At 62.5% G+C, this 23,692-nt stretch carries 19 protein-coding genes; 14 read left to right on the forward strand and 5 right to left on the reverse strand.

All coding sequences use genetic code 11. The annotated features are described in order from the left end of the window. The first annotated feature begins 120 nt into the window (after positions 1–120). The 7 genes from Q7C30_RS17580 (at position 121) to Q7C30_RS17610 (ending at position 7,879) form a co-directional block, all read left to right on the forward strand. Positions 121–645 (forward strand): DUF2059 domain-containing protein, encoded by a 525-nt coding sequence (locus tag Q7C30_RS17580; RefSeq protein ID WP_039579296.1) that lies wholly within the window; start codon positions 121–123, stop codon positions 643–645. 10 nt (positions 646–655) lie between these two features. Next, positions 656–952 carry a BolA family protein gene (locus Q7C30_RS17585; RefSeq protein WP_029611955.1) on the forward strand — a complete coding sequence of 99 codons (297 nt, stop codon included), beginning with the start codon at positions 656–658 and terminating at the stop codon, positions 950–952. A 116-nt stretch (positions 953–1,068) separates the two neighbouring features. After that, complete coding sequence (locus Q7C30_RS17590; protein WP_029611954.1) at positions 1,069–2,001, forward strand: rhodanese-related sulfurtransferase; 933 nt, start codon at positions 1,069–1,071, stop codon at positions 1,999–2,001. A 3-nt stretch (positions 2,002–2,004) separates the two neighbouring features. Beyond that, on the forward strand, positions 2,005–2,637 hold the full coding sequence (locus Q7C30_RS17595) for a DsbA family protein (RefSeq protein ID WP_317872254.1): 633 nt from the start codon (positions 2,005–2,007) through the stop codon (positions 2,635–2,637). Beyond that, positions 2,630–4,462 carry an ABC transporter ATP-binding protein gene (locus tag Q7C30_RS17600; protein WP_317872255.1) on the forward strand — a complete coding sequence of 611 codons (1,833 nt, stop codon included), beginning with the start codon at positions 2,630–2,632 and terminating at the stop codon, positions 4,460–4,462. The genes Q7C30_RS17595 and Q7C30_RS17600 overlap by 8 nt, the downstream gene beginning before the upstream one ends. 123 nt (positions 4,463–4,585) lie before the next feature. Further along, the gene (locus Q7C30_RS17605) at positions 4,586–7,042 is read left to right on the forward strand and encodes an EAL domain-containing protein (protein ID WP_039579287.1); all 2,457 of its coding nucleotides are present in this window, start codon (positions 4,586–4,588) and stop codon (positions 7,040–7,042) included. A gap of 45 nt (positions 7,043–7,087) precedes the next feature. After that, positions 7,088–7,879: an iron-containing redox enzyme family protein gene (locus tag Q7C30_RS17610; RefSeq protein ID WP_317872256.1), complete on the forward strand. Its 792-nt coding sequence runs from the start codon at positions 7,088–7,090 to the stop codon at positions 7,877–7,879. 38 nt (positions 7,880–7,917) lie between these two features. Here Q7C30_RS17610 and Q7C30_RS17615 read toward each other — a convergent pair whose 3' ends face one another. The 4 genes from Q7C30_RS17615 to Q7C30_RS17630 form a co-directional block, all read right to left on the reverse strand. Beyond that, entirely contained in the window at positions 7,918–8,658 is a 741-nt protein-coding gene (locus Q7C30_RS17615; protein ID WP_116888721.1) for a YciK family oxidoreductase, read from the reverse strand. 48 nt (positions 8,659–8,706) lie between these two features. Continuing rightward, positions 8,707–9,378: an N-acetylmuramic acid 6-phosphate phosphatase MupP gene (gene mupP, locus Q7C30_RS17620; RefSeq protein WP_039579279.1), complete on the reverse strand. Its 672-nt coding sequence runs from the start codon at positions 9,376–9,378 to the stop codon at positions 8,707–8,709. Positions 9,379–9,380: 2 nt separating this feature from the next. Continuing rightward, positions 9,381–10,079 (reverse strand): bifunctional 2-polyprenyl-6-hydroxyphenol methylase/3-demethylubiquinol 3-O-methyltransferase UbiG, encoded by a 699-nt coding sequence (gene ubiG / locus Q7C30_RS17625; RefSeq protein WP_317872257.1) that lies wholly within the window; start codon positions 10,077–10,079, stop codon positions 9,381–9,383. 65 nt (positions 10,080–10,144) lie between these two features. Then, complete coding sequence (locus Q7C30_RS17630; protein ID WP_317872258.1) at positions 10,145–11,470, reverse strand: TRZ/ATZ family hydrolase; 1,326 nt, start codon at positions 11,468–11,470, stop codon at positions 10,145–10,147. Positions 11,471–11,579: 109 nt separating this feature from the next. Here Q7C30_RS17630 and mtnA point away from each other — a divergent pair, with 109 nt between their 5' ends. From mtnA to rpsA, 7 genes are all read left to right on the forward strand, one after another. Beyond that, positions 11,580–12,653, forward strand: coding sequence for an S-methyl-5-thioribose-1-phosphate isomerase (gene mtnA / locus Q7C30_RS17635; RefSeq protein WP_304483345.1), 1,074 nt, complete (start codon positions 11,580–11,582; stop codon positions 12,651–12,653). A 257-nt stretch (positions 12,654–12,910) separates the two neighbouring features. Further along, a complete protein-coding gene (gene gyrA / locus Q7C30_RS17640; RefSeq protein ID WP_317872259.1) occupies positions 12,911–15,673 on the forward strand; it encodes a DNA gyrase subunit A in 2,763 nt (920 codons plus the stop codon). Between the two features lie 204 nt (positions 15,674–15,877). Beyond that, the gene (serC, locus tag Q7C30_RS17645) at positions 15,878–16,963 is read left to right on the forward strand and encodes a 3-phosphoserine/phosphohydroxythreonine transaminase (RefSeq protein WP_317872260.1); all 1,086 of its coding nucleotides are present in this window, start codon (positions 15,878–15,880) and stop codon (positions 16,961–16,963) included. Next, positions 16,963–18,057 carry a prephenate dehydratase gene (pheA, locus tag Q7C30_RS17650; RefSeq protein WP_029613713.1) on the forward strand — a complete coding sequence of 365 codons (1,095 nt, stop codon included), beginning with the start codon at positions 16,963–16,965 and terminating at the stop codon, positions 18,055–18,057. The genes serC and pheA overlap by 1 nt, the downstream gene beginning before the upstream one ends. A gap of 109 nt (positions 18,058–18,166) precedes the next feature. Continuing rightward, positions 18,167–20,374, forward strand: a complete 2,208-nt coding sequence (locus tag Q7C30_RS17655; RefSeq protein ID WP_317872561.1) for a bifunctional prephenate dehydrogenase/3-phosphoshikimate 1-carboxyvinyltransferase — start codon at positions 18,167–18,169, stop codon at positions 20,372–20,374. Then, the gene (gene cmk / locus Q7C30_RS17660) at positions 20,371–21,057 is read left to right on the forward strand and encodes a (d)CMP kinase (RefSeq protein WP_029613714.1); all 687 of its coding nucleotides are present in this window, start codon (positions 20,371–20,373) and stop codon (positions 21,055–21,057) included. Before Q7C30_RS17655 ends, cmk begins: the two co-directional genes overlap by 4 nt. A gap of 124 nt (positions 21,058–21,181) precedes the next feature. Then, complete coding sequence (rpsA, locus tag Q7C30_RS17665) at positions 21,182–22,861, forward strand: 30S ribosomal protein S1 (protein WP_029613715.1); 1,680 nt, start codon at positions 21,182–21,184, stop codon at positions 22,859–22,861. Positions 22,862–22,973: 112 nt separating this feature from the next. Here rpsA and Q7C30_RS17670 read toward each other — a convergent pair whose 3' ends face one another. After that, complete coding sequence (locus Q7C30_RS17670) at positions 22,974–23,558, reverse strand: hypothetical protein (RefSeq protein WP_317872261.1); 585 nt, start codon at positions 23,556–23,558, stop codon at positions 22,974–22,976. Positions 23,559–23,692 lie beyond the last annotated feature (134 nt).

Raw genomic sequence — 23,692 nt, forward strand, 5'->3', positions numbered from 1 at the left:
TAGGTCCTGTTTCGTCCGAGCGGTTCAATCGCTCGTCCTGCCACTTGAGCACAACGCCCGCTGCGGCGCAGAATGCTCGACTCCGAGGTATCCGCCTCACCCTTTCATGAAGGAATTGCAATGACCCGTCTTCGTGTCCTCTTTGCCGCCGTCGCCCTGGCCTGTGCCAGTGGCCAGGTCCTCGCCGCCACTCCAAGCCACAACGCCGCCGCCGAGAAGTTCCTGAGCCTGGCCAGTGCCGACAAGCTGGGCACACCGGTCTACATGCAGGTTCAGCAGATGTTCGCCCAGCGCTTCGCCCAGACCAAAGCGCCGGACTCCAAGAAGCCGGTGCTGGCCAGCTACCAGGCCAAGGCCAATGCTGCGCTGGACAGCGCCATCGGCTGGAAGAAGCTCAAGCCGCAGATGGTCAATCTGTACACCGCGACCTTCACCGAGCAGGAGCTCAAGGACCTGGTCAAGTTCTACGAGTCGCCGCTGGGCAAGAAAGTCCTGCAGGAAATGCCGAAAGTCACCCAGCAATCGGCCCAGCTGACCCAGCAGAGCCTCGAGCCTGCCGTGCCGGTGGTCAACAAGCTGCTGGACGACATGACCAAGGAGCTGGACCCGAACGCCGGCAAGGCCGCCGCGCCAGCGAAGAAGTGAGCCTGACGCGATGAGCATGCAGCAACGCATCGAACGCCAGTTGGCCGAGCTCGGCGACCTGCACTTGCAGGTGCTGAACGAGAGTCACATGCACAGTCGTGGGCAGGAGACGCATTACAAGGCGGTGCTGGTCAGCGAGCAGTTCGCTGGCTTGAACAGCGTCAAACGTCACCAGAAGGTCTACGCCACCATGGGTGAGCTGATGGGTGAAATCCATGCCCTGGCCATTCACACCTACACGCCGCAAGAGTGGGCGCAAGTGGGCGTGGCGCCGGCCTCTCCGGTGTGTGCAGGCGGCGGGCACTGAAACCTGCTTGTCGTTCTGGTAGAATCCGCGTCATCCGAGGGCCGCTTTGCGGCCCTCTGCTTTTTGTCAAACCCGGTCCGCCCCTTACGAGGGTGACCACCAGGAGAACATGAGTCATGTCCCAACCGATCGTCGTGGCGGCGCTGTACAAGTTCGTCACCCTGAATGACTTTGTCGAACTGCGTGAGCCCCTGCTCAAGGCCATGCTCGACAACGGCGTCAAAGGCACCTTGCTGCTGGCCCACGAAGGCATCAACGGCACCGTTTCGGCCACCCGCGAAGGCATCGATGGCCTGCTGGCCTGGCTGCGCAGCGATGCGCGCCTGGTGGATGTCGACCACAAGGAGTCCTACTGCGACGAGCAGCCGTTCTACCGCACCAAGGTCAAGCTCAAGAAAGAGATCGTCACCCTGGGCGTGCCGGGTGTTGACCCGAACCGCCAGGTCGGCACCTACGTCGAGCCCAAGGACTGGAACGCGCTGATCAGCGACCCTGAAGTGCTGCTGATCGACACCCGCAACGACTATGAAGTGGCCATCGGCACGTTCAAGGGCGCCATCGACCCGAAGACCGAGACCTTCCGCGAGTTTCCCGAGTACATCAAGGCCAACTTCGACCCGAGCAAGCACAAGAAAGTGGCGATGTTCTGCACCGGTGGCATCCGTTGCGAGAAAGCCTCCAGCTATATGCTCGGCGAGGGTTTTGAAGAGGTCTATCATTTGAAAGGCGGCGTCCTGAAGTACTTCGAAGAAGTGCCTCAGGAGCAGAGCCTGTGGGATGGCGACTGCTTCGTCTTCGACAATCGGGTCACCGTGCGCCACGACCTGTCCGAGGGCGAGTACGACCAGTGCCACGCCTGCCGCCACCCGATCGACGCCAAGGATCGTGAGTCCGAACATTATTCGCCAGGGGTGAGCTGCCCGCACTGCTGGGACAGCCTCAGCGAGAAGACTCGGCGCAGTGCCATCGACCGGCAGAAGCAGATCGAGCTGGCCAAGGCGCGCAACCTGCCGCATCCGATTGGGCACAACTACAAAGCCGAGGTTTGAGGCATGACGGCACGCCTGCTCTACGTGATGGACCCGATGTGTTCCTGGTGCTGGGGCTTCGCGCCCGTGGCCCAGGCGCTGATCGCCCAGGCGCAGGACGCTGGGGTGCAGACGCAGGTGGTGGTCGGGGGGCTGCGCAGTGGCAGTAGCGCCTTGGATAGCGCGACCCGCCAGTACATCCTCGAGCATTGGCAAGCGGTGGCCGAGGCGACCGGTCAGCCGTTCCGCTTCGATGGCGCCATGCCCGACGGGTTCGTCTACGACACCGAGCCGGCCTGCCGTGCGCTGGTCGCCGCGCGTGGAGTGCAGTGTGCGAATGTCTGGACGCTGCTCGAACTGATTCAGCGCGCATTCTACGAACAGGCGCTGGATGTGACCCGTGCCCCGCAATTGGTGGATTTGGCCGAGCAGGCCGGCTATGCGCGCGAGGCCTTCGCGGCAGCGTTCTCCAGTGCCGATACCCGTGCCCAGACGGCGGCCGACTTTTCCTGGGTGCAGGACCTGGGCATCGCCGGCTTTCCGACGCTGCTGGCCGAACGCAAGGGACAACTGGCGCTGCTGACCAACGGCTACCAGCCGCTGGACAAGCTCGAACCGTTGCTGGGCCGCTGGCTGCAGCAGGCCGCCTGTGCTTGATCTTCCAGGGTCGCCAGACCCTGTGCCGGGGAAGCCCGGCGGTGCGCCGGATCGACTGAGCTGGGCGGAAATCCGTCGCCTGGCGCTGCATCACCGCAAGGCGCTGTGGACTGCCAACCTGGTGGCCGTCCTCGCCGCCGCCTGCAGCGTGCCGATTCCGCTGCTGTTGCCGCTGCTGGTCGACGAAGTGCTCCTGGGCCATGGCGATACCGCGCTGAAGTGGATGAACCAATGGCTACCGACTTCCTGGCAGGTCGCAGGCGGCTACATCGGTCTGATGCTGCTGGCCACGTTCAGCTTGCGCCTGGCCTCGCTGGCGTTTGGCGTGATCCAGGCGCGGCAGTTCGCGCGGTTGGCCAAGGACATCGTCTACCGGCTGCGCGTGCGCCTGATCGAGCGCCTCAAGCGCATCTCGCTCAAGGAATACGAGAGCCTGGGCAGCGGCACGGTCACCACGCACCTGGTCACGGACTTGGACACGCTGGACAAGTTCGTCGGCGAAACCCTGAGCCGCTTCCTCGTGGCCATGCTGACTTTGACGGGAACCGCCGCCATCCTGCTGTGGATGCACTGGAAGCTGGCGCTGCTGATTCTGCTGTTCAACCCACTGGTGATCTATTTCACCGTGCAATTGGGCAAGCGGGTCAAGCACCTGAAGAAGCTGGAGAATGACAGCACGGGGCGTTTCACCCAAGCCTTGAGCGAAACCCTCGACGCCATCCAGGAAATCCGCGCCAGCAACCGCCAGGGCTATTTTCTAGGCCGCCTCGGCCTGCGCGCGCGGGAAGTGCGTGACTATGCGGTGGCCTCGCAGTGGAAGAGCGATGCCAGCGGCCGCGCCAGCGGCTTGCTGTTTCAGTTCGGTATCGACATCTTCCGCGCGGCCGCCATGCTCACGGTGCTGTTCTCGGATCTGTCCATCGGGCAGATGCTGGCGGTGTTCAGCTACCTGTGGTTCATGATCGGTCCGGTGGAGCAGTTGCTCAACCTGCAATATGCCTACTACGCCGCCGGTGGCGCGCTGAGCCGGCTGAACGAGCTATTGGCGCGCGAGGACGAGCCGGATTATCCCAGTGCCTGCGATCCGTTCAGCGGTCAGCAGACCGTGGGGATCGAGGTGCGCGACCTGCAGTTTTCCTATGCCGACGAGCCCGTGCTCGAGCACTTGAACCTGTCGATCGCGCCAGGCGAGAAGGTTGCCATCGTCGGTGCCAGCGGTGGCGGCAAGAGCACCCTGGTGCAGTTGTTGCTCGGGCTCTACAGCGCCCAGGCCGGGACCATCCGCTTCGGTGGCGCCAGTCTGCAGGAGATCGGCCTGGAAACCCTGCGCGAGCAGGTGGCTGTGGTGCTGCAGCATCCCTCTCTGTTCAACGACAGCGTGCGCGCCAACCTGACCATGGGGCGCGAATGCAGCGACGAGGCCTGTTGGCAGGCGCTGCGCATTGCGCAGCTCGACGCCACCATCGCCGCTTTGCCGCAAGGGCTGGACGCCGTGGTCGGTCGTTCCGGGGTGCGCCTTTCCGGCGGTCAGCGCCAGCGTCTGGCGATTGCGCGCATGGTGCTGGCAGAGCCGAAGGTGGTGATTCTCGACGAAGCCACCTCGGCCCTCGATGCGGCGACCGAGTACAACCTGCATCAGGCCCTGGCACGCTTCCTCAGTGGTCGCACCACCCTGATCATTGCCCACCGCCTGTCGGCGGTGAAGCAGGCCGATCGCGTGCTGGTGTTCGACGGCGGTCGCGTGGCCGAGGACGGCGACCACCAGCAACTGATCGCCGAAGGCGGCCTGTACGCCAAGTTGTACGGCCACCTGCAGCAGACCTGAACGGCACCGAACCTACCCCTGTGATCGTGCGCGGTGCGTGTCTTGTGGCTTGTGGCTGGCCAATGGCCTACGCTGTGCTGGTCTGGGGCAATTAGTGCCATCTGTGCGGTGGGCAGGGACTACATGAAGGGAAATCGGACGCTCGAAGCGCCAAGGCTGCTGGGGATCATCTGGCCCTTCGTCGCTGTAGTGGTTTTCCAAGTGCTCTTGGGCAGCCTCAGTTTGTATTCACTCTCGGCCATGCGTGCTTACGTGGCGGGCGAGAGCCTGTGGTCCAAGGCGCAGAAGGACGCCATCTACTTTCTCAGCCTGTACGCGCAAAACCGTGACGAGCAGGTGTTCCAGCGTTATCACCAGGCCATCGCCATCCCTCAGGGTGACCGTCAGTTGCGAGTCGCCCTCGATCAGCCCGTGCCGGATATAGAGGCTGCCCGTACCGGCATTCTGCAGGGCGGCAATCATCCCGATGACGTCAACCGGATCATCTGGTTCTACAAGAACTTCCGCCACATCAGCTACATGGAACGGGCCATCGACTACTGGAACACCGGTGACGACTACCTGCGACAGTTGGATGGGGTCGCGCGCGAGATGCACGCCGGTTTCACCCAAGGCAGCGCCAGTGAGGCCGAAGTGGCGCAATGGAAAGCACGCATCGTGACCATCAACGAGGGCGTCACGCCTGCTGCCAAGGCGTTCAGCAACGCGTTGGGGGAGGGGTCGCGGATGCTGCTGCGGGTGTTGATGGTCACGAACCTGCTCACCGCACTGTTTCTCATTACCCTGGCCTGGCGTCGTTCGGCACGCTTACTGTCGCAACGCCAGGCCTTCGCCAGTGCCCTGCAGATCGAGCGCGAGCGGGCGCAGACCACGCTCGAATCGATCGGCGATGCCGTGATTACCACCGATGTGGACGGCTGCATCCTCTACATGAACCCGGCCGCCGAGCAACTGACCCACTGGCAAGCCAGTCAAGGCCAGGGCTTGCCGCTGGCGGCACTGTTCAGCTTGCTCGACGAAAGCGCGGAGCAGGACAGTCGCACCTTGGTCGAGCAGGTGCTCAGCGGCAGTTTGAAGGGCGGCGCCGAACATGCACGGCTGATCCAGCGCCTGGATGGCAGTACGGTTTCGGTCAACCTGGTCGGCTCGCCCATCCACACCGATGGGCAAATAAGCGGCATCGTACTCGCCTTGCACGACATGACGCAGGAGCGGCAGTACATCGCCAATCTCTCGTGGCAGGCGACCCACGACGCCCTGACCGGGCTGGCCAACCGCCGCGAGTTCGAGTATCGCCTGGAACAGGCGCTCAACGCCCTGGCCCGCCAGTCCGGGCGCCACTCGTTGATGTTCCTCGACCTGGATCAATTCAAGTTGGTCAACGATACCTGCGGCCATGCGGCGGGCGACGAATTGCTGCGGCACATCTGCGCGGTCCTGCAGTCGGGGCTGCGTGAAGGCGACACCTTGGCCCGGTTGGGCGGCGATGAGTTCGGGGTGCTGCTGGAGAATTGCCGTCCCGAGCAGGCCGAGCGCATCGCCGAGCACCTGCGTCAGACCGTGCAGAGCCTGCATTTCGTCTGGAAGGAGCGGCCCTTCGTCACCACCGTGAGCATCGGCCTGGTGCACTTGGGCCAGTTGGCTGGCACGCTCGAGGCCTCGTTGCGCGCTGCCGACATGGCCTGCTACATGGCCAAGGAAAAGGGGCGAAACCGGGTTCAGGTGTACCACGCCGACGACAGCGAACTGTCCCTGCGCTTTGGTGAGATGGCCTGGATCCAGCGCCTGCATGTGGCCTTGGAGGAAAACCGCTTCTGCCTGTATGCCCAGGAGATCGTTCCCCTCAAATCTGGCGAGGACGCCGGACATCTAGAGATTCTGCTCCGTCTGCACGACGAAAGCGGTCGGACTATTCTGCCCGACAGCTTCATTCCCGCCGCGGAGCGCTACGGTCTGATGCCGGCACTCGATCGCTGGGTGGTGCGCAATGTATTCCAGGTGATTCGTCAGGCGCTGGACGCCGGCAGCGACCAACCGTTGGCCATGTGCGCGATCAACCTCTCGGGTATCAGTATCGGCGACGACAAGTTTCTGGAGTGTTTGCAACGGCTGTTCGACGAGTTCCGCATTCCACCCCAGATGATTTGTTTCGAAATAACGGAAACCAGCGCTATCGCCAATTTGGGAAGCGCCATTCGCTTCATCAATGAATTGAAAGGTTTGGGCTGCAAGTTCTCTCTGGACGACTTCTGCGCCGGAATGTCGTCATTCGCCTATTTGAAACATTTGCCGGTAGACTTCCTCAAGATCGACGGAAGTTTCGTCAAGGACATGCTGGACGACCCCATCAATCGGGCCATGGTCGAGGTGATCAATCACATCGGTCATGTGATGGGCAAGAAAACCATCGCCGAGTTCGTCGAAACGCCACAGATCGAGCAGGCGCTGCAGGAGATTGGCGTCGACTACGCCCAGGGTTATCTGATCGAACGGCCACAGGTGTTCACCTGTGGCTGTCTGCAGCGGCAACGGATTGCAGCAAGGCCCCCAGTTCAGCGGGCGCCGGGGGCCTTCCGCTGACCACGCCAGTGCCCCGCATCATCACAAGGAATCAAGGAGCTGAGAGTGATAGACGCATTCGTAAGGATCGGACCACTGATGGACCCCAGGAGCTATCCTGCCTGGGCCCAGCGGATGATCGAGCAATGTTTCGAGAGCAAGCGTCGTGTGGTGGAGCACGAAATCTACCAACGCTTGAGCGAAGGCACCTTGAGCAAGCAGACGATTCGTCAGTACCTGATCGGTGGCTGGCCAGTGGTCGAGCAGTTTTCCCTCTACATGGCGCACAACCTCACCAAGACCCGCTATGGCCGCCATCAAGGCGAAGACATGGCGCGTCGCTGGCTGATGCGCAACATTCGCGTCGAGCTCAATCATGCCGACCATTGGGTGAAATGGTGCAAGGCTCACGATGTCAGTCTCCACGACCTGCAGGGGCAGGACGTTCCGCCCGAGCTGAGCTTCCTGAACGACTGGTGCTGGCGCGTGTGCAGCACCGAGTCGCTGGCGATCGCCATGGCGGCGACCAACTACGCCATCGAGGGCGCCACCGGCGAATGGTCAGCGCTGGTCTATCCCGACACGCCCTATGCCCGCGGATTCATCGAGCGCGGTGACAAGGCGGCGATGCGCTGGCTCAAGCTGCATGCCCAGTACGACGACGAGCATCCTTGGGAAGCGTTGGAAATCATCTGCACGTTGGTGGGCGAACGTCCTTCGCAGGCGTTGCAGGACGAGCTGCGCAAGGCGATCTGCAAGAGTTACGACTGCATGTACCTGTTCCTGGAGCGTTGTCTGGCGATGGAGCCAGCCCAGCGCCAGGCCGTGCACAAACCGGCGTTGGCGTCGGGGGTGTAGATCGAGGGGCGCGCTGTGCACGGCGCCCCATCCTGGGCTCACTGGGCGTTGAAGGCCTGCCCGTTGACGCCCGTGCTGTCCGGCCCCATGAGGTACAGATATACCGGCATGATCTGCTCGGGCAACGGGTTGTCCTGCGGATTCTCGCTCGGATAAGCCAGCGCACGCATCGCCGTGCGCGTGGCGCCGGGGTTGATGCTATTGGCGCGCACCGGCGCCACGCCTTCCAGTTCATCGGCCAGCGTCTGCATCAATCCTTCGGTGGCGAACTTCGACACGCCATAGGCGCCCCAATAGGCCCGGCCCTTGCGACCCACGCTCGAGGACGTGAACACCACCGATGCGTCCTCGGAGAGCTTGAGCAGCGGCAGCAAGGTGCTGGTGAGCATGAACGTGGCATTGACGTTGATGTGCATGACGCGCATGAAGTTGTCGCCGGACAACTGCTCCAGCGGGGTGCGCGGCCCGATGATCGAGGCGTTGTTGAGCAGCCCGTCGAGGCGCCCGAACTGCTCTTCCACCATCACGGCCAGCTCGTCGTATTGGTGGGGCAGGGCGGTTTCCAGGTTGAACGGAATGACCACCGGTTGCGGATGGCCGGCAGCCTCGATCTGGTCGTAGACCTCGTTGAGGTTGGCCTCGGTCTTGCCCAGCAACAGTACCGTGGCACCCAGCGCGGCATAGGCCTTGGCCGCTGCGGCGCCGATGCCGCGACCGGCACCGGTGACCAGAATGACACGGCCCTTGAGCAGGTCGGCACGTGGGGTGTAGTCGAACATGATGTGATCCCTGTCTGTGCCCCGGTAGTAGGGGCGTTGTCCGTCTTCTCAGCAACCGCACAGGGCGCTGTCGATCACCTTGCGCAGGTCCAGCGGATGGTCCACGACCACGTCCGCGCCCCAGTTGTTGGGGTTGTCCTCGGGGTGGATATAGCCATAGCGCACGGCGGCGGTACGTGTGCCTGCGTCGCGGCCAGATTCGATGTCGCGCAAATCGTCACCGACGAACAGCACGCTGGCCGGGTCCAGGCCAAGGGTCTTGCACGCCAGGATCAGCGGCTCTGGGTCAGGCTTGCTGCGGGTGACATGGTCGGGGCAGATCAACAGGGCCGAACGTTCGGCCAAGCCGAGTTGCTGCATGATCGGCTCGGCGAAGCGCACCGGTTTGTTGGTGACCACGCCCCACAGCAAGTTGCCTTTCTCGATGTCGCCCAGCAGCGTGTCCATGCCGTCGAACAGCTTGCTGTGTACCGCGCAATCACGCTGATAGCGCTCGAGAAACTCCAGGCGCAGGGCCTCGAAACCTTCTGCTTCGGGGTCCATGGCAAAGGTGGCGGCGACCATGGCCCGGGCGCCGCCGGAGATCACGCCTCGGATCAGTTCGTCGTCCACCGCCGGCAGGCCGCGCTCGGCGAGCATGGCCTGGCAGATGGCGATGAAGTCCGGTGCAGTGTCCAGCAAGGTGCCGTCCATGTCGAAGAGAACTGCTCGCAGGCGCATGTTCATTCCCCGCGCAGGGTCTGGATCATGTAGTTGACGTCGACGTCGCTGGCCAGTTTGTAGTGTTTGGTCAGCGGGTTATAGGTCAGGCCGATGATGTCCTTGACCTCCAGCCCGACCACACGGCACCAGGCGCCGAGCTCGGAAGGGCGGATGAACTTCTTGAAGTCATGGGTGCCGCGCGGCAGCATCTTGAGGATGTACTCGGCGCCGACGATCGCCAGCAGATAGGCCTTCGGGTTGCGGTTGATGGTCGAGAAGAACACCTGGCCGCCGGGTTTGACCAAACGCTGGCAGGCGCGGATCACCGACGAAGGGTCTGGCACGTGCTCGAGCATTTCAAGGCAGGTGACCACATCGAACTGACCGGGCATCTCTTCGGCCAGCGCTTCGGCGGTGATCTGCCGGTAGTCCACTTCGACGCCGGACTCGAGCTGGTGCAGGCGCGCCACCGCCAGCGGTGCTTCGCCCATGTCGATCCCGGTGACCGTTGCGCCGCGCTGGGCCATGGCTTCGCTGAGAATGCCGCCGCCGCAGCCGACATCCAGTACGGTTTTTCCGGCGAGGCTGGCGCGCTCGTCGATCCAGTTGACCCGCAGCGGGTTGATTTCGTGCAGGGGCTTGAACTCGCTCTCGCGGTCCCACCAGCGGTGGGCCAGGGCCTCGAACTTGGCGATTTCGGCGCGGTCGACGTTGCTCATTGAACAGATCCTCTGAAAGCTTCGATAAAAGGTGTCTCAGGCGAGCAGCCTTGGCTGCCCGCCAGTCATGCTTGGCCGTCGCGAATACGCGCGCCCCACTCGCGGGCGCTGGCGATCAGCGCGGCCTCGTCCATCTGAGTCAGTCGGTGGTTCTCGACCAGGCGCTGGCCTGCCACCCAGACATCGCGTACGCAGTCGCGGCCCGTGGCGTAGATCAACTGTGAAACAGGATCATGCACCGGTTGCTGAGCCAGGCCCGAGAGGTCGAACACAGTGATGTCCGCTGCCTTGCCGACTTCCAGCGAGCCGATGCAGGCCTCCAGCCCCAGCGCCCGGGCGCCGTTGAGCGTGGCCATGCGCAAGGCGCGGTGGGCATCCAGGGCAGTGGCCGAACCGGCAACGGCTTTGGCCAGCAGGGCGGCGGTGCGGGCTTCGCCAAGCAGGTCGAGGGCATTGTTGCTGGCGGCGCCATCGGTACCCAGCGCGACGTTGACGCCGGCCTGCCACAGGCGCTCGACCGGACAGAAACCGCTGGCCAGTTTGAGATTGGAGTGTGGGCAATGCACCACGCTGGTGTTGCTTTCTACCAGCAGGGCCAGGTCGTCTTCGCTGACCTGGGTCATGTGCACGGCCTGCAGGCGCGGGCCAAGCAGGCCCAGACGGGCCAGGCGCGTCAGCGGGCGCTCGCCGTGTTCGGCTTCGCCACGTTGCACTTCATCGGCTGTTTCGTGGATGTGCATGTGCAGCGGCGCATCCAGTTGGTCAGCGATGACGCGAATGTTTTCCAGGTTTTCGTCGTTGAGCGTATAAGGCGCGTGAGGGCCGAGGGCGAGGGTGATGCGCGGGTGATGGCGCACGTCGCCGAACAGCGCGATGGCCTGATGCAGGGCTTCGTCGGGGCTGCGCGCGCCGGGAACGGCGAAGTCCATCAAGGGCACGGCCACTTGCGCGCGCATACCACTGCGATGCACGCGGTCACAGGCTTCGCGCGGGAAAAAATACATGTCGGCGAAGCAGGTGATGCCGCCCTTGAGCTGTTCGGCAATGGCCAGGTCGGTGCCGTCTCGCACGAAAGCCTCATCGACCCAGCGCGCTTCAGCGGGCCAGATATGCGCGTGCAGCCAGATCATCAGCGGCAGGTCGTCGGCCAGGCCGCGAAACAGGCTCATGGCGGCGTGGCCGTGGGCATTGATCCACCCAGGGGTCAGCACGCAGTCGGGCAGTTCGAGCACCTCCCGTGCCTGCGGTGCCCGCTCGCGCGGCCCCAACCAGGCGATCAGACCATCGCGAATGCCAAGCGCGTGCCCCTCCAGCACCACCCCGGCCGGTTCCACAGGCACCAGCCAGGTGGGAACGAGCAGCAGGTCAACGGGCAAAGAGGCTGGCGGCATGCGCAGGGTCCGGGGTTTCTGACGATTTAACGCGCAGTATACCCGAGCGCTCGCGGCCTGGGCTCGCTATAATCGTCCGCTTTTGATCAGTCAACGGCGGGGAGAGGCGATGCGCGAGCGACTTATGGCGGCAGAGAAGGTGACCGGCATCCAGTGGCGTGATGGCACCTTGCACCTGCTCGACCAGCGTCTGCTGCCTGCCCGCGAGCAATGGCTGGAGTGTGCCGACGTCGCCTCCGTCGTGCAGGCGATCCGCGCCATGGCCGTGCGTGGGGCGGCGGCCATTGGTATCGCTGCAGCCTATGGGCTGGTTCTTGCCCTGCGCGAGCGCTTGGGCGAGGACGATTGGGAGCAGGCGCTGGAGGAGGATTTTCTCGAGCTGGCTGAAGCGCGTCCTACGGCTGCCAATCTCTTCTGGGCGCTGAACCGCATGCGTGAGCGCCTGCAGCGCCTGAGTCCCGAAGATGATCTGTTGGGGCTGATGGAAGCCGAGGCGGTGGCCATCCACGAAAGCGATCGTGAAGCCAACCTGACCATGGCCCAGCACGGCATCGAGCAGATCCGCCGCCATCAGGGTAGCGAGCAGACCTTGCTCACCTACGGCAACGCCGGCGCCCTGGCCAGTGGTGGCTTCGGTACGGCCCTGGGGGTGATCCACGCCGCCTACCTGGAAGGCATGGTCGAGCGGGTGTATGCCGGCGAAACCCGGCCGTGGCTGCAAGGCTCGCGGCTCACGGCCTGGGAGTTGGCGCATGAGGGCATCCCGGTCACCGTATGTGCCGACTCGGCGCTGGCACATCTGATGAAGACCAAAGGCATCACCTGGGTCGTGGTTGGCGCCGATTGCATCGCCGCCAATGGCGATGTGGCGAGCAAGATCGGTACCTATCAGATGGCGGTCGCGGCCATGCATCACGGTGTGCGCTTCATGGTCGTGGCATCGAGCACCAGCATCGACCTGAATTTGCCCAGTGGCGAAGACATTCCTCTGGAAGAGCGCGAGGCGGACGAACTGCTTGAAGTGGCCGGCAAGCGGGTGGCGGCCGAGGTCGAAGTGTTCAACACCGTCTTCGATGTGACGCCTGCAGACCTGATCGACGTGATCGTGACCGAAAAAGGCATTGTCGAGCGTCCTGATACGGCCAAGATCGCCCAACTGATGTGTCGCAAACGCCTGCATTGAGGGCTGGAGCGCCTGGCAGATCGGCACAGGATTACGCCCCAGTGGCATCCTGCCCTCTCTCCCACCGCGCAGCCGTTTGTGATACCATCCGGCAGTTTCCAAGGGTGCTGTTTGCGGTGCCCTTCATTGCGCAGATCCTGGGCTCAACTCATTGATTTGTCGTATGTCGCCCCTGCGTCGAACGCGGTGGCGGCGAGCTTCGTTCGTCCACCGATGGACATCACGAAGTTTCACCAGAAAAAGGAATCAGGCTTCTCATGGGCGAACTGGCCAAAGAAATCCTCCCGGTCAATATCGAAGACGAACTGAGACAGTCCTACCTCGACTACGCGATGAGCGTGATTGTCGGGCGAGCGCTGCCCGATGCGCGTGATGGCTTGAAGCCCGTGCATCGCCGCGTCCTGTTCGCAATGAGCGAACTGGGCAACGACTGGAACAAGCCGTACAAGAAGTCCGCCCGTGTGGTCGGTGACGTCATCGGTAAGTACCACCCGCACGGCGACACCGCCGTGTACGACACCATCGTGCGCATGGCGCAGCCGTTCTCGCTGCGCTACCTGCTGGTCGACGGTCAAGGCAACTTCGGCTCGGTGGACGGCGACAACGCTGCCGCCATGCGTTACACCGAAGTGCGCATGACCAAGTTGGCCCACGAGCTGCTGGCCGACCTGCACAAGGAAACCGTCGACTGGGTCCCCAACTACGACGGTACCGAGCAGATCCCGGCGGTCATGCCGACCAAGATCCCCAACCTGCTGGTCAACGGTTCCAGCGGCATCGCCGTGGGCATGGCGACCAACATCCCGCCTCACAACCTGGGTGAGGTGATCGATGGCTGCCTGGCGCTGATCGACAATCCCGAGGTCACGGTCGACGAACTCATGCAGTTCATCCCGGGCCCGGACTTCCCGACCGCTGGCCTGATCAACGGCCGCCAGGGCATCATCGAGGCCTATCGCACCGGTCGTGGCCGCATCTACATGCGCGCCCGCTCGCAGATCGAAGACATCGACAAGGTCGGTGGCCGCCAGCAGATCGTCATCACCGAGCTGCCGTACCAGCTGAACAAGGCGCGTCTGATCGAGAAGATTGCCGAGCTGGTCAAGGAGAAGAAGCTCGAAGGCATCACCGAGCTGCGTGACGAGTCCGACAAGGACGGCATGCGTGTCGTCATCGAGCTGCGTCGCGGCGAGGTGCCGGAGGTGGTGCTCAACAACCTCTACCAGCAGACCCAACTGCAGAGCGTGTTCGGCATCAACATCGTCGCCCTGATCGACGGTCGTCCGCGCCTGCTCAATCTCAAGGACCTGCTCGAAGCCTTCGTGCGTCACCGCCGTGAAGTGGTGACCCGGCGCACCGTGTTCGAATTGCGCAAGGCACGCGAGCGTGGGCACATCCTCGAAGGCCAGGCGGTCGCGCTGTCCAACATCGACCCGGTCATCGCGCTGATCAAGGCCTCGCCAACGCCGTCCGAGGCCAAGGAAGCGCTGATCAGTACGCCCTGGGAGTCCAGCGCCGTGCAGGTCATGGTCGAGCGTGCTGGCGCCGACTCCTGCCGTCCAGAGGACCTTCCGGAGCAGTATGGTCTGCGTGATGGCAAATACTGGCTGTCGCCCGAGCAGGCCCAGGCCATCCTCGAGCTGCGCCTGCACCGCCTGACCGGCCTGGAGCACGAGAAGCTGCTGGCCGAGTACCAGGAGATCCTCGAGCAGATCGGCGAGTTGATCCGCATCCTCAATAGCGCCCAGCGCCTGATGGAAGTGATCCGCGAAGAGCTGGAGGCGATTCGCGCCGAGTATGGCGATGTGCGTCGCACCGAGATCCTCGATGCCCGCCACGACCTCAACTACGGCGACATGATCCCCGAAGAAGAACGTGTGGTGACCATTTCCCACGGCGGCTATGCCAAGACCCAGCCGCTGTCTGCCTACCAGGCGCAGCGCCGTGGTGGCAAGGGCAAGTCGGCGACCGGCGTGAAGGACGAGGACTACATCGAGCATCTGCTGGTTGCCAACAGTCACGCCACCCTCCTGCTGTTCTCCAGCAAGGGCAAGGTGTATTGGCTCAAGACCTACGATATTCCTGAAGCGTCCCGCGCGGCGCGTGGCCGTCCGATGGTCAACCTGCTGCCCCTGGAAGAGGGCGAGCGTATCACCGCCATGCTGCAGATCGACCTCGAAGCGTTGCAGCAAAGCGATGAGCTCGACGAAGAGCTCGATGAGGCCGATGACGCCGTGCTCGAGGGCGACGTGGTCGAGCCCGAAGAAGTCGACGAGGAAGAGGGTGACACGCCAGAGCTGGTCGCCGAGCCGACCGGCGCCTACATCTTCATGGCGACCGCCCTGGGGACCGTGAAGAAGACCCCGCTGGTGCAGTTCGCTCGTCCTCGCTCCAACGGTCTGATCGCCGTCAAGCTCAAGGAAGGCGACACCCTGATCGCCGCCGCGATCACCGACGGTGCCAAGGAAGTGATGATGTTCTCCAGTGCCGGCAAGGTGATCCGCTTCGCCGAAGGCGTGGTTCGCCAGATGGGCCGTACCGCTCGCGGTGTGCGCGGTATGCGTCTGGGCAAGGGCCAGGAGGTGATCTCCATGCTGATCCCCGAGTCCGGCGCGCAGATCCTCACCGCTTCCGAGCGCGGCTATGGCAAGCGCACCCCGCTGTCCAAGTTCCCGCGTCGCGGTCGCGGTGGTCAGGGCGTCATCGCCATGGGGACCAAGGGGCGCAACGGTCTGCTGATCGGGGCCATCCAGGTCCATGAGGGCGAGGAAATCATGCTGATTTCCGACCAGGGTACCTTGGTTCGTACGCGCGTCGGCGAGGTTTCCAGCCTGAGCCGCAACACGCAGGGTGTAACGCTGATCAAGCTGGCCAGCGATGAGACGCTAGTAGGTCTGGAGCGTATCCAGGAGCCTTCCGAAGACGAGCTCGACGACAGCGTCGAGGTAGGCGAGGAGGGCGTCGAGCTCGAAGGTGCAGAGGACGATGCTGCGGGTGCTGAAGAGGCTCCGCAGGAGTAAGTAGACGCAAGACCCGAACGGGGCGACCAAGGTCGCCCCGTTCGACTGATTGCCCTTGGCAATGCCCGGTATTCAGGGGTCGCTTCTTGTGGGAGCGGCCTTGCGCCGCGCTAAGACCGCAAGGCGGCCTCAGCGTCGCCCATGCGAGCAACAGCGCGGCCCGCCAGTAACGATTTTGTTCTATTTGTCAGAGCGAGAGTGGATGTGAGCAAACGAGCCTTCAACTTCTGCGCAGGCCCTGCCGCGCTTCCCGACGCTGTCCTGCAGCGCGCCCAGGCCGAGATGCTGGATTGGCATGGCAAAGGCTTGTCGGTGATGGAGATGAGCCATCGCAGCGACGATTACGTCGCGATCGCCGAAAAGGCCGAGCAGGATCTGCGCGAACTGTTGTCCATCCCCTCGAACTACAAAGTGCTATTCCTGCAGGGCGGTGCCAGCCAGCAGTTCGCCGAGATCCCGTTGAACCTGCTGCCGGAGAACGGCACCGCCGACTACATCGATACCGGTATCTGGTCGAAGAAAGCCATCGAGGAAGGTCGCCGCTTTGGCACCATCAACGTGGCCGCCAGCGCCAAGCCCTACGATTACCTGGCCATTCCCGGGCAAAACGAGTGGCAACTGACCGCTAATGCTGCCTACATCCACTACGCGTCCAATGAAACCATCGGCGGACTGCAGTTCGACTGGGTGCCGCAGACGGGCGACGTACCGCTGGTGGTGGACATGTCTTCCGACATTCTCTCCCGGCCTATCGACGTATCCCAGTTCGGACTTATCTATGCGGGCGCACAGAAGAACATCGGCCCGAGTGGTCTGGTGGTGGTGATCGTGCGAGAGGACCTGCTGGGTCGCGCCCGCAGCAGTTGCCCGACCATGCTCGACTACAAGATTTCAGCCGATAACGGTTCGATGTACAACACGCCGGCTACTTATTCCTGGTACCTGTCGGGCCTGGTCTTCGAGTGGCTCAAGGAGCAGGGCGGTGTCGAAGCCATGGAACAGCGCAATCGGGCCAAGAAAGACCGCTTGTATGGCTTCATCGATGCCAGCAAGTTCTACACCAACCCCATCAGCCACAATGCCCGCTCGTGGATGAACGTGCCGTTCCGCCTGGCTGACGAGCGTCTGGACAAAGCCTTCCTGGCCGGCGCCGATGCACGCGGTCTGCTCAACCTCAAAGGGCACCGTTCGGTTGGCGGCATGCGCGCTTCCATCTACAACGCCTTGGGTCTGGAGGCTGTCGAGGCCCTGGTGCAGTACATGGCTGAGTTCGAGAAGGAGCACGCCTGATGGTCGAGCAGGAACTCAAGGCGCTGCGCGTGCGCATCGACAGTCTCGACGAGAAGATCCTCGAGCTGATCAGCGAGCGCGCCCGCTGCGCCCAGGAAGTGGCCAAGGTCAAGACCGCCTCGCTCGCCGAAGGCGAGAAGCCGGTGTTTTACCGTCCCGAGCGTGAGGCTGCGGTGCTCAAGCGCGTGATGGAGCGCAACAGAGGACCACTGGGCAACGAGGAGATGGCGCGACTGTTCCGCGAAATCATGTCCTCCTGCCTGGCCTTGGAAGAGCCGTTGAAAGTGGCTTACCTCGGCCCTGAAGGTACTTTTACGCAAGCGGCGGCCATGAAGCATTTCGGCCACGCGGTCGTGAGTCGCCCCATGGCGGCCATCGACGAGGTGTTCCGAGAGGTGGCGGCCGGTGCCGTCAACTTCGGCGTGGTGCCCGTGGAAAACTCGACGGAGGGTGCGGTCAGCCATACCCTGGACAGTTTCCTCGAGCATGACATGGTGATCTGCGGTGAGGTGGAGCTGCGTATCCACCATCACCTGCTGGTGGGGGAGAACACCAAGACCGGCAGCATCACGCGCATCTACTCCCATGCGCAGTCGCTCGCTCAATGCCGCAAATGGTTGGACGCCCACTACCCGAACGTCGAGCGCGTGGCGGTCTCCAGCAATGCCGAGGCGGCCAAGCGCGTGAAGGGCGAATGGAATTCGGCGGCGATCGCCGGTGACATGGCAGCCAATCTCTACGGGCTGACCCGACTGGCTGAGAAAATCGAAGACCGTCCGGACAACTCCACGCGTTTTCTGATGATCGGCAGCCAGGAAGTGCCGCCGACCGGGGACGACAAGACCTCGATCATCGTCTCCATGAGCAACAAACCCGGTGCCCTGCACGAGTTGTTGGTGCCGTTCCACGATAACGGGATCGACCTGACCCGCATTGAGACGCGTCCTTCGCGCAGTGGCAAGTGGACCTACGTGTTCTTCATCGACTTCGTCGGCCACCATCGTGACCCATTGATCAAGGCCGTGCTGGAGCAGATCAGCCAGGAGGCTGTAGCCCTCAAGGTGCTTGGGTCTTATCCGAAGGCGGTGCTTTGACTCGAGGCTGTAGGGGTGTTGAGCGGCCCGCAACCCCCTCACAGTTCGTCCCGATTTCCAAACAAGGTTCGCACCCGTGGTAAATGCAGCAGAAAGCAAATCCGCGCCCATCGTTGATCGTCTGGTCGTCGTCGGTCTCGGCCTGATCGGTGGTTCGTTCGCCAAGGGCTTGCGTGAAAGCGGCCTGTGCCGCGAAGTGGTCGGCGTCGATCTGGATGCCGAATCGTGCAGGCAGGCGGTGGCGCTCGGCGTGGTCGATCGTTGCGAAGACGATCTGGCCACCGCGTGCGTCGGTGCCGATGTGATCCAGCTTGCTGTTCCGATTCTCGCCATGGAGAAGCTTCTTGCGCGCTTGGCTGTGCTGGAGCTTGGGGGGGCAGTAATTACCGATGTCGGCAGCGCCAAGGGCAATGTGGTGCGCGCTGCGCGGGCTGTGCTCGGCGAGCGTCTTGCTCGGTTCGTACCGGGCCACCCGATCGCGGGCTCCGAGCAGAGCGGCGTGGAGGCATCCAACGCGATGCTGTTCCGTCGGCACAAGGTCATCCTCACACCGCTTGGCGAAACCGATGGCGCCGCCTTGGCATTGGTCGATCGGTTGTGGCGTGCGCTGGACGCTGACGTGGAACACATGCCGGTCGAGCGCCACGACGAAGTGCTGGCCGCCACCAGTCACTTGCCGCACCTGCTGGCCTTCGGTCTGGTGGACTCGCTGGCCAAACGCAATGAAAACCTCGATATCTTCCGGTACGCTGCCGGGGGCTTCCGCGATTTCACGAGAATCGCCGGCAGCGACCCGATCATGTGGCACGACATCTTCCTCGCCAACCGCGAGGCTGTCCTGCGCACGCTGGATACATTTCGCAGCGACCTCGACGCCTTGCGCGACGCGGTTGATGCAGGAGACGGGCACCAACTGCTGGGTGTGTTCACCCGTGCTCGGGTCGCCCGTGAGCATTTCAGTAAAATCCTGGCCCGCCGGGCCTATGTGGACGCTATGAACGCCAACGACCTGATTTTCCTGGCCCAACCTGGTGGCCGCCTGTCCGGACGGATTCGCGTACCGGGCGACAAATCCATCTCCCATCGCTCGATCATGCTGGGCTCCCTGGCCGAAGGCACCACTGAGGTCGAGGGTTTCCTCGAGGGCGAGGATGCTCTGGCAACCCTCCAGGCCTTCCGTGACATGGGCGTGGTCATCGAAGGTCCGCACCACGGCCGCGTCACCATTCACGGTGTCGGCCTGCAGGGGCTCAAGCCGCCGCCCGGTCCGATCTACCTGGGTAACTCGGGCACGTCGATGCGCCTGCTCTCCGGTCTGTTGGCTGGACAGCCATTCGACGTGACCATGACCGGCGATGCCTCGCTGTCCAAGCGCCCCATGAACCGCGTCGCCAATCCGCTGCGGGAAATGGGGGCTGTGGTCGAGACGGGGCCTGAGGGACGTCCACCGCTGACCATTCGCGGCGGCCAGAAACTGAAGGCGCTGAACTACACGTTGCCGATGGCCAGCGCCCAAGTGAAGTCGTGCCTGTTGCTGGCTGGCCTGTACGCCGAAGGCACCACCACCGTCACCGAGCCCGCGCCAACCCGTGACCATACCGAGCGGATGCTGCGGGGCTTCGGTTATTCGGTGCACAGCGATGGTCCGGTAGCTTCGCTGCAAGCAGGCGGCACGCTGAAAGCCACTCGCATCGAAGTGCCCGGCGATATTTCGTCATCGGCCTTCTTCCTGGTGGCGGCATCCATTGCCGAAGGTTCTGAGTTGGTGCTGGAGCATGTCGGCATCAACCCGACCCGAACCGGCGTGATCGATATCCTGCGCCTGATGGGCGGCGACATCACTCTGGAAAACCAGCGTGAAGTTGGTGGTGAGCCGGTCGCTGACCTGCGCGTGCGCGGCGCGAAGCTCAAGGGCATCGACATTCCAGAGGCGCTGGTGCCGCTGGCCATCGACGAGTTCCCGGTGCTGTTCGTCGCCGCGGCCTGTGCCGAAGGGCGTACCGTGCTGCGCGGCGCCGAAGAACTGCGGGTCAAGGAGTCCGACCGTATCCAGGTCATGGCCGATGGCTTGCAGACGCTGGGCGTCACGTGCGAGCCCACGCCGGATGGCATCATCATCGATGGCGGGCCGATCGGTGGCGGCGAAGTCCATGGTCACGGTGATCACCGTATCGCCATGGCCTTCAGCGTCGCTTCGCTGCGGGCCAGCGCGCCAATCCGCATCCATGACTGCGCCAACGTCGCCACGTCGTTCCCGAACTTCCTGGCGCTGTGTGCCGAAGTGGGTATCCGCGTGGCGCAAGAGGCGCAGTCGTGAACTCGCTGGCGCCGGTCATCACCATTGATGGACCCAGCGGCTCCGGCAAGGGTACCGTGGCTGGGCTGCTGGCGCGTGAGCTGAGCTGGCGACTGCTCGATTCCGGGGCGCTGTATCGGTTGCTGGCATTCAACGCGACCAACCATGGCGTCGACCTGACCAACGAAGAACTGCTCAAGGCCTTGGCGGCTCACCTGGACGTGCAGTTCATCGCGGCGGAGCCCGGCAAGCTGCAGCAAATCATTCTCGAAGGCGAGGATGTCAGCCATGTCATCCGTACCGAGACGGTCGGGGCGGGTGCCTCGATGGTCGCCTCATTGCCGGCCGTTCGCGAAGCGCTGCTGCAGCGCCAACGTGCGTTCCGTGAAGCGCCGGGGCTGATTGCCGACGGTCGCGACATGGGCACCGTGGTGTTTCCAGACGCACCGCTGAAAGTCTTCCTTACGGCCAGTGCCGAGGAACGAGCGCGTCGCCGTTACCTGCAGTTGAAGGGCAAGGGTGAAGATGTTAGTCTGTCAAGTCTGCTAGATGAGATTCGTGCGCGCGATGAGCGCGACACCCAACGCGCAGTGGCCCCGCTCAAGCCGGCGGCCGATGCCATCCAGTTGGATTCCACCGAATTGTCCATCGAGCAGGTGCTGCAACGGATCAGAAGCGAGATCGCCCTGCGCGATCTGCTCTGATCATCAGGAAAGCAGGCAGGGGCACCAGTCATCGTCCTGCCTGCTTTCCTTTACTTAAACGAAACCCACATTGTCTGGAATGTGGCGATGGGCGTCTGTTTCGCCCGAATCTACAGGAATTAAAATGAGCGAAAGCTTTGCAGAACTCTTTGAAGAAAGCCTGAAAACCCTCAATCTTCAGCCGGGTGCCATCATCACCGGTATCGTTGTCGACATCGACGGCGACTGGGTTACCGTACATGCCGGTCTGAAATCCGAGGGCGTCATCCCGCTCGAGCAGTTCTACAACGAAGCTGGCGAGCTGACCATCAAGGTCGGTGACGAAGTGCACGTTGCGCTGGACGCGGTCGAAGACGGCTTTGGCGAAACCAAGCTGTCCCGTGAAAAAGCCAAGCGCGCTGAGTGCTGGATTGTTCTGGAAGCAGCTTTCGCCGCCGAAGAAGTGGTCAAGGGCGTTATCAACGGTAAGGTTAAAGGCGGCTTCACTGTCGACGTTAACGGCATCCGTGCGTTCCTGCCGGGCTCCCTGGTTGATGTCCGCCCAGTGCGCGACACCACCCACCTGGAAGGCAAAGAGCTGGAATTCAAGGTCATCAAGCTGGACCAGAAGCGCAACAACGTTGTCGTTTCGCGTCGCAGCGTGCTGGAAGCCGAGAACTCCGCCGAGCGCGAAGCCCTGCTGGAAACCCTGCAGGAAGGCCAGCAAGTCAAAGGTATCGTCAAGAACCTCACCGACTACGGCGCATTCGTGGACCTGGGTGGCATCGACGGCCTGCTGCACATCACCGACATGGCGTGGAAGCGCATCAAGCACCCATCGGAAATCGTTAACGTTGGCGACGAAGTCGACGTGCGCGTTCTGAAGTTCGACCGTGAGCGTAACCGCGTTTCGCTGGGTCTGAAGCAAATGGGCGAAGATCCGTGGGTCGCTATCACTGCCCGTTATCCAGAAGGTACTCGCGTACAAGCGCGTGTCACCAACCTGACCGACTACGGCTGCTTCGCTGAGCTGGAAGAGGGCGTTGAAGGTCTGGTACACGTTTCCGAAATGGACTGGACCAACAAGAACATCCACCCGTCGAAAGTCGTTCAGGTTGGCGACGAAGTGGAAGTCATGGTTCTGGACATCGACGAAGAGCGTCGTCGTATCTCCCTGGGTATCAAGCAGTGCAAATCCAACCCATGGGAAGACTTCTCCGGCCAGTTCAACAAGGGTGACAAGATCACCGGTACCATCAAGTCGATCACCGACTTCGGTATCTTCATTGGTCTGGACGGCGGCATCGACGGTCTGGTTCACCTGTCCGACATCTCCTGGAACGAAACCGGCGAAGAAGCCGTACGTCGTTTCAAGAAGGGCGACGAACTGGAAACCGTCATCCTGTCGGTTGACCCAGAGCGCGAGCGCATCTCCCTGGGTATCAAGCAGCTGGAAGACGATCCGTTCTCCAACTTCGTTGCTGTCAACGACAAGGGTGCAATCGTCAAGGGCGTCGTGAAGGAAGTTGACGCCAAAGGCGCCATCGTCACCCTGGCCGATGACATCGAAGCGACTCTGAAGGCTTCCGAAATCAGCCGTGACCGCGTTGAAGATGCGCGTAACGTGCTGAAGGAAGGCGAAGAGATCGAAGCCAAGATCATCAGCGTCGACCGCAAGTCCCGCGTCATCAGCCTGTCCATCAAATCGAAGGACGATGCTGAAGAGCGCGAAGCTATCCAGAGCCTGAAAAACACCGCTCCGGAAGCTGCTGCCGATACCACCATGGCTGCGCTGCTGCGCGAAGCAATGGCCAAGCAGAACTGAGTTCTGTTTGATCGGTAAGAAAAGGGCGACCCTCGGGTCGCCCTTTTTTTGTCAATTTTTGTGCGAAACATGCGCGCGGATCTCACTACCCTGATCGAGAGTGTGCGGTGACCTACGTACCAGATTCCTCGTCAACTGACGGGCTGGTCTCAAGGGTCTTGAGGTCGGATGCCGTGGGTGTGAACACCACTGTGTAACGGCTCAGATCGCTCTCGTTGCGCTGGAAGTGAACTGCAATTCGCTTGCCCTGCCAGGTGATGGTTTTCATCTCATAAGATGCGCCGGTGCTGAGTTGCACTCGACGGCTCAGGCTCGAACCAGATTTTCCCAGGGTATCGGCCAGAAAGTCGGAAACCAGCTCTAAACTACTGGCGTTACCGGTCAGCGTGAGCTGGCCAATCGAGCCATCCTTCAGGTCGGCGAAAAGTTGGTATCCAGAGCTGATTGGAATGTAGGGCAGTCCGCGAATCTCGTAGCGTTCTGGCTCGGGTGTCTGATTCCAGCACAGATTGGGTTGGCGAGCAGTGGTGTCCATGCATTCCGGCAACTGGGACTTGAAATCACCAAAAAAAGGAACGCCTAGGAACTCCGATGGCTCGTTCTGCCACGAGTGGACTTGTGCGGCCGCTACCTGAGCGCTCGCGCCTGCGGTGAGTAATAGGGTCGCAAAGGTGAGGTAAGGGAAGGGTATCCGCATAAAACAATCCTGATGAGTTCGACGCACAAGCAAGAAATGTCGTAGCAATCCACTTTTGCGACAATGCAAAGCGGATGCGTCCTACTCGCGATTATGTCAAATCCTACAAATCTTTGTGCGGCCTCTATCGGTTT

This window comes from Pseudomonas sp. RAC1 (genome assembly GCF_030658255.1).
GTDB lineage: Bacteria > Pseudomonadota > Gammaproteobacteria > Pseudomonadales > Pseudomonadaceae > Aquipseudomonas > Aquipseudomonas boreofloridensis.

What these genes read in the sequence shown, in the direction of transcription:
- Q7C30_RS17580 (WP_039579296.1), top strand. Translation starts at nt 121, where the DNA reads ATGACCCGTCTTCGTGTCCTCTTTGCCGCCGTCGCCCTGGCCTGTGCC.
- Q7C30_RS17585 (WP_029611955.1), top strand. Translation starts at nt 656, where the DNA reads ATGAGCATGCAGCAACGCATCGAACGCCAGTTGGCCGAGCTCGGCGAC.
- Q7C30_RS17590 (WP_029611954.1), top strand. Translation starts at nt 1,069, where the DNA reads ATGTCCCAACCGATCGTCGTGGCGGCGCTGTACAAGTTCGTCACCCTG.
- Q7C30_RS17595 (WP_317872254.1), top strand. Translation starts at nt 2,005, where the DNA reads ATGACGGCACGCCTGCTCTACGTGATGGACCCGATGTGTTCCTGGTGC.
- Q7C30_RS17605 (WP_039579287.1), top strand. Translation starts at nt 4,586, where the DNA reads ATGAAGGGAAATCGGACGCTCGAAGCGCCAAGGCTGCTGGGGATCATC.
- Q7C30_RS17615 (WP_116888721.1), bottom strand. Translation starts at nt 8,658, where the DNA reads ATGTTCGACTACACCCCACGTGCCGACCTGCTCAAGGGCCGTGTCATT.
- mupP (WP_039579279.1), bottom strand. Translation starts at nt 9,378, where the DNA reads ATGCGCCTGCGAGCAGTTCTCTTCGACATGGACGGCACCTTGCTGGAC.
- ubiG (WP_317872257.1), bottom strand. Translation starts at nt 10,079, where the DNA reads ATGAGCAACGTCGACCGCGCCGAAATCGCCAAGTTCGAGGCCCTGGCC.
- Q7C30_RS17630 (WP_317872258.1), bottom strand. Translation starts at nt 11,470, where the DNA reads ATGCCGCCAGCCTCTTTGCCCGTTGACCTGCTGCTCGTTCCCACCTGG.
- mtnA (WP_304483345.1), top strand. Translation starts at nt 11,580, where the DNA reads ATGCGCGAGCGACTTATGGCGGCAGAGAAGGTGACCGGCATCCAGTGG.
- gyrA (WP_317872259.1), top strand. Translation starts at nt 12,911, where the DNA reads ATGGGCGAACTGGCCAAAGAAATCCTCCCGGTCAATATCGAAGACGAA.
- pheA (WP_029613713.1), top strand. Translation starts at nt 16,963, where the DNA reads ATGGTCGAGCAGGAACTCAAGGCGCTGCGCGTGCGCATCGACAGTCTC.
- rpsA (WP_029613715.1), top strand. Translation starts at nt 21,182, where the DNA reads ATGAGCGAAAGCTTTGCAGAACTCTTTGAAGAAAGCCTGAAAACCCTC.
- Q7C30_RS17670 (WP_317872261.1), bottom strand. Translation starts at nt 23,558, where the DNA reads ATGCGGATACCCTTCCCTTACCTCACCTTTGCGACCCTATTACTCACC.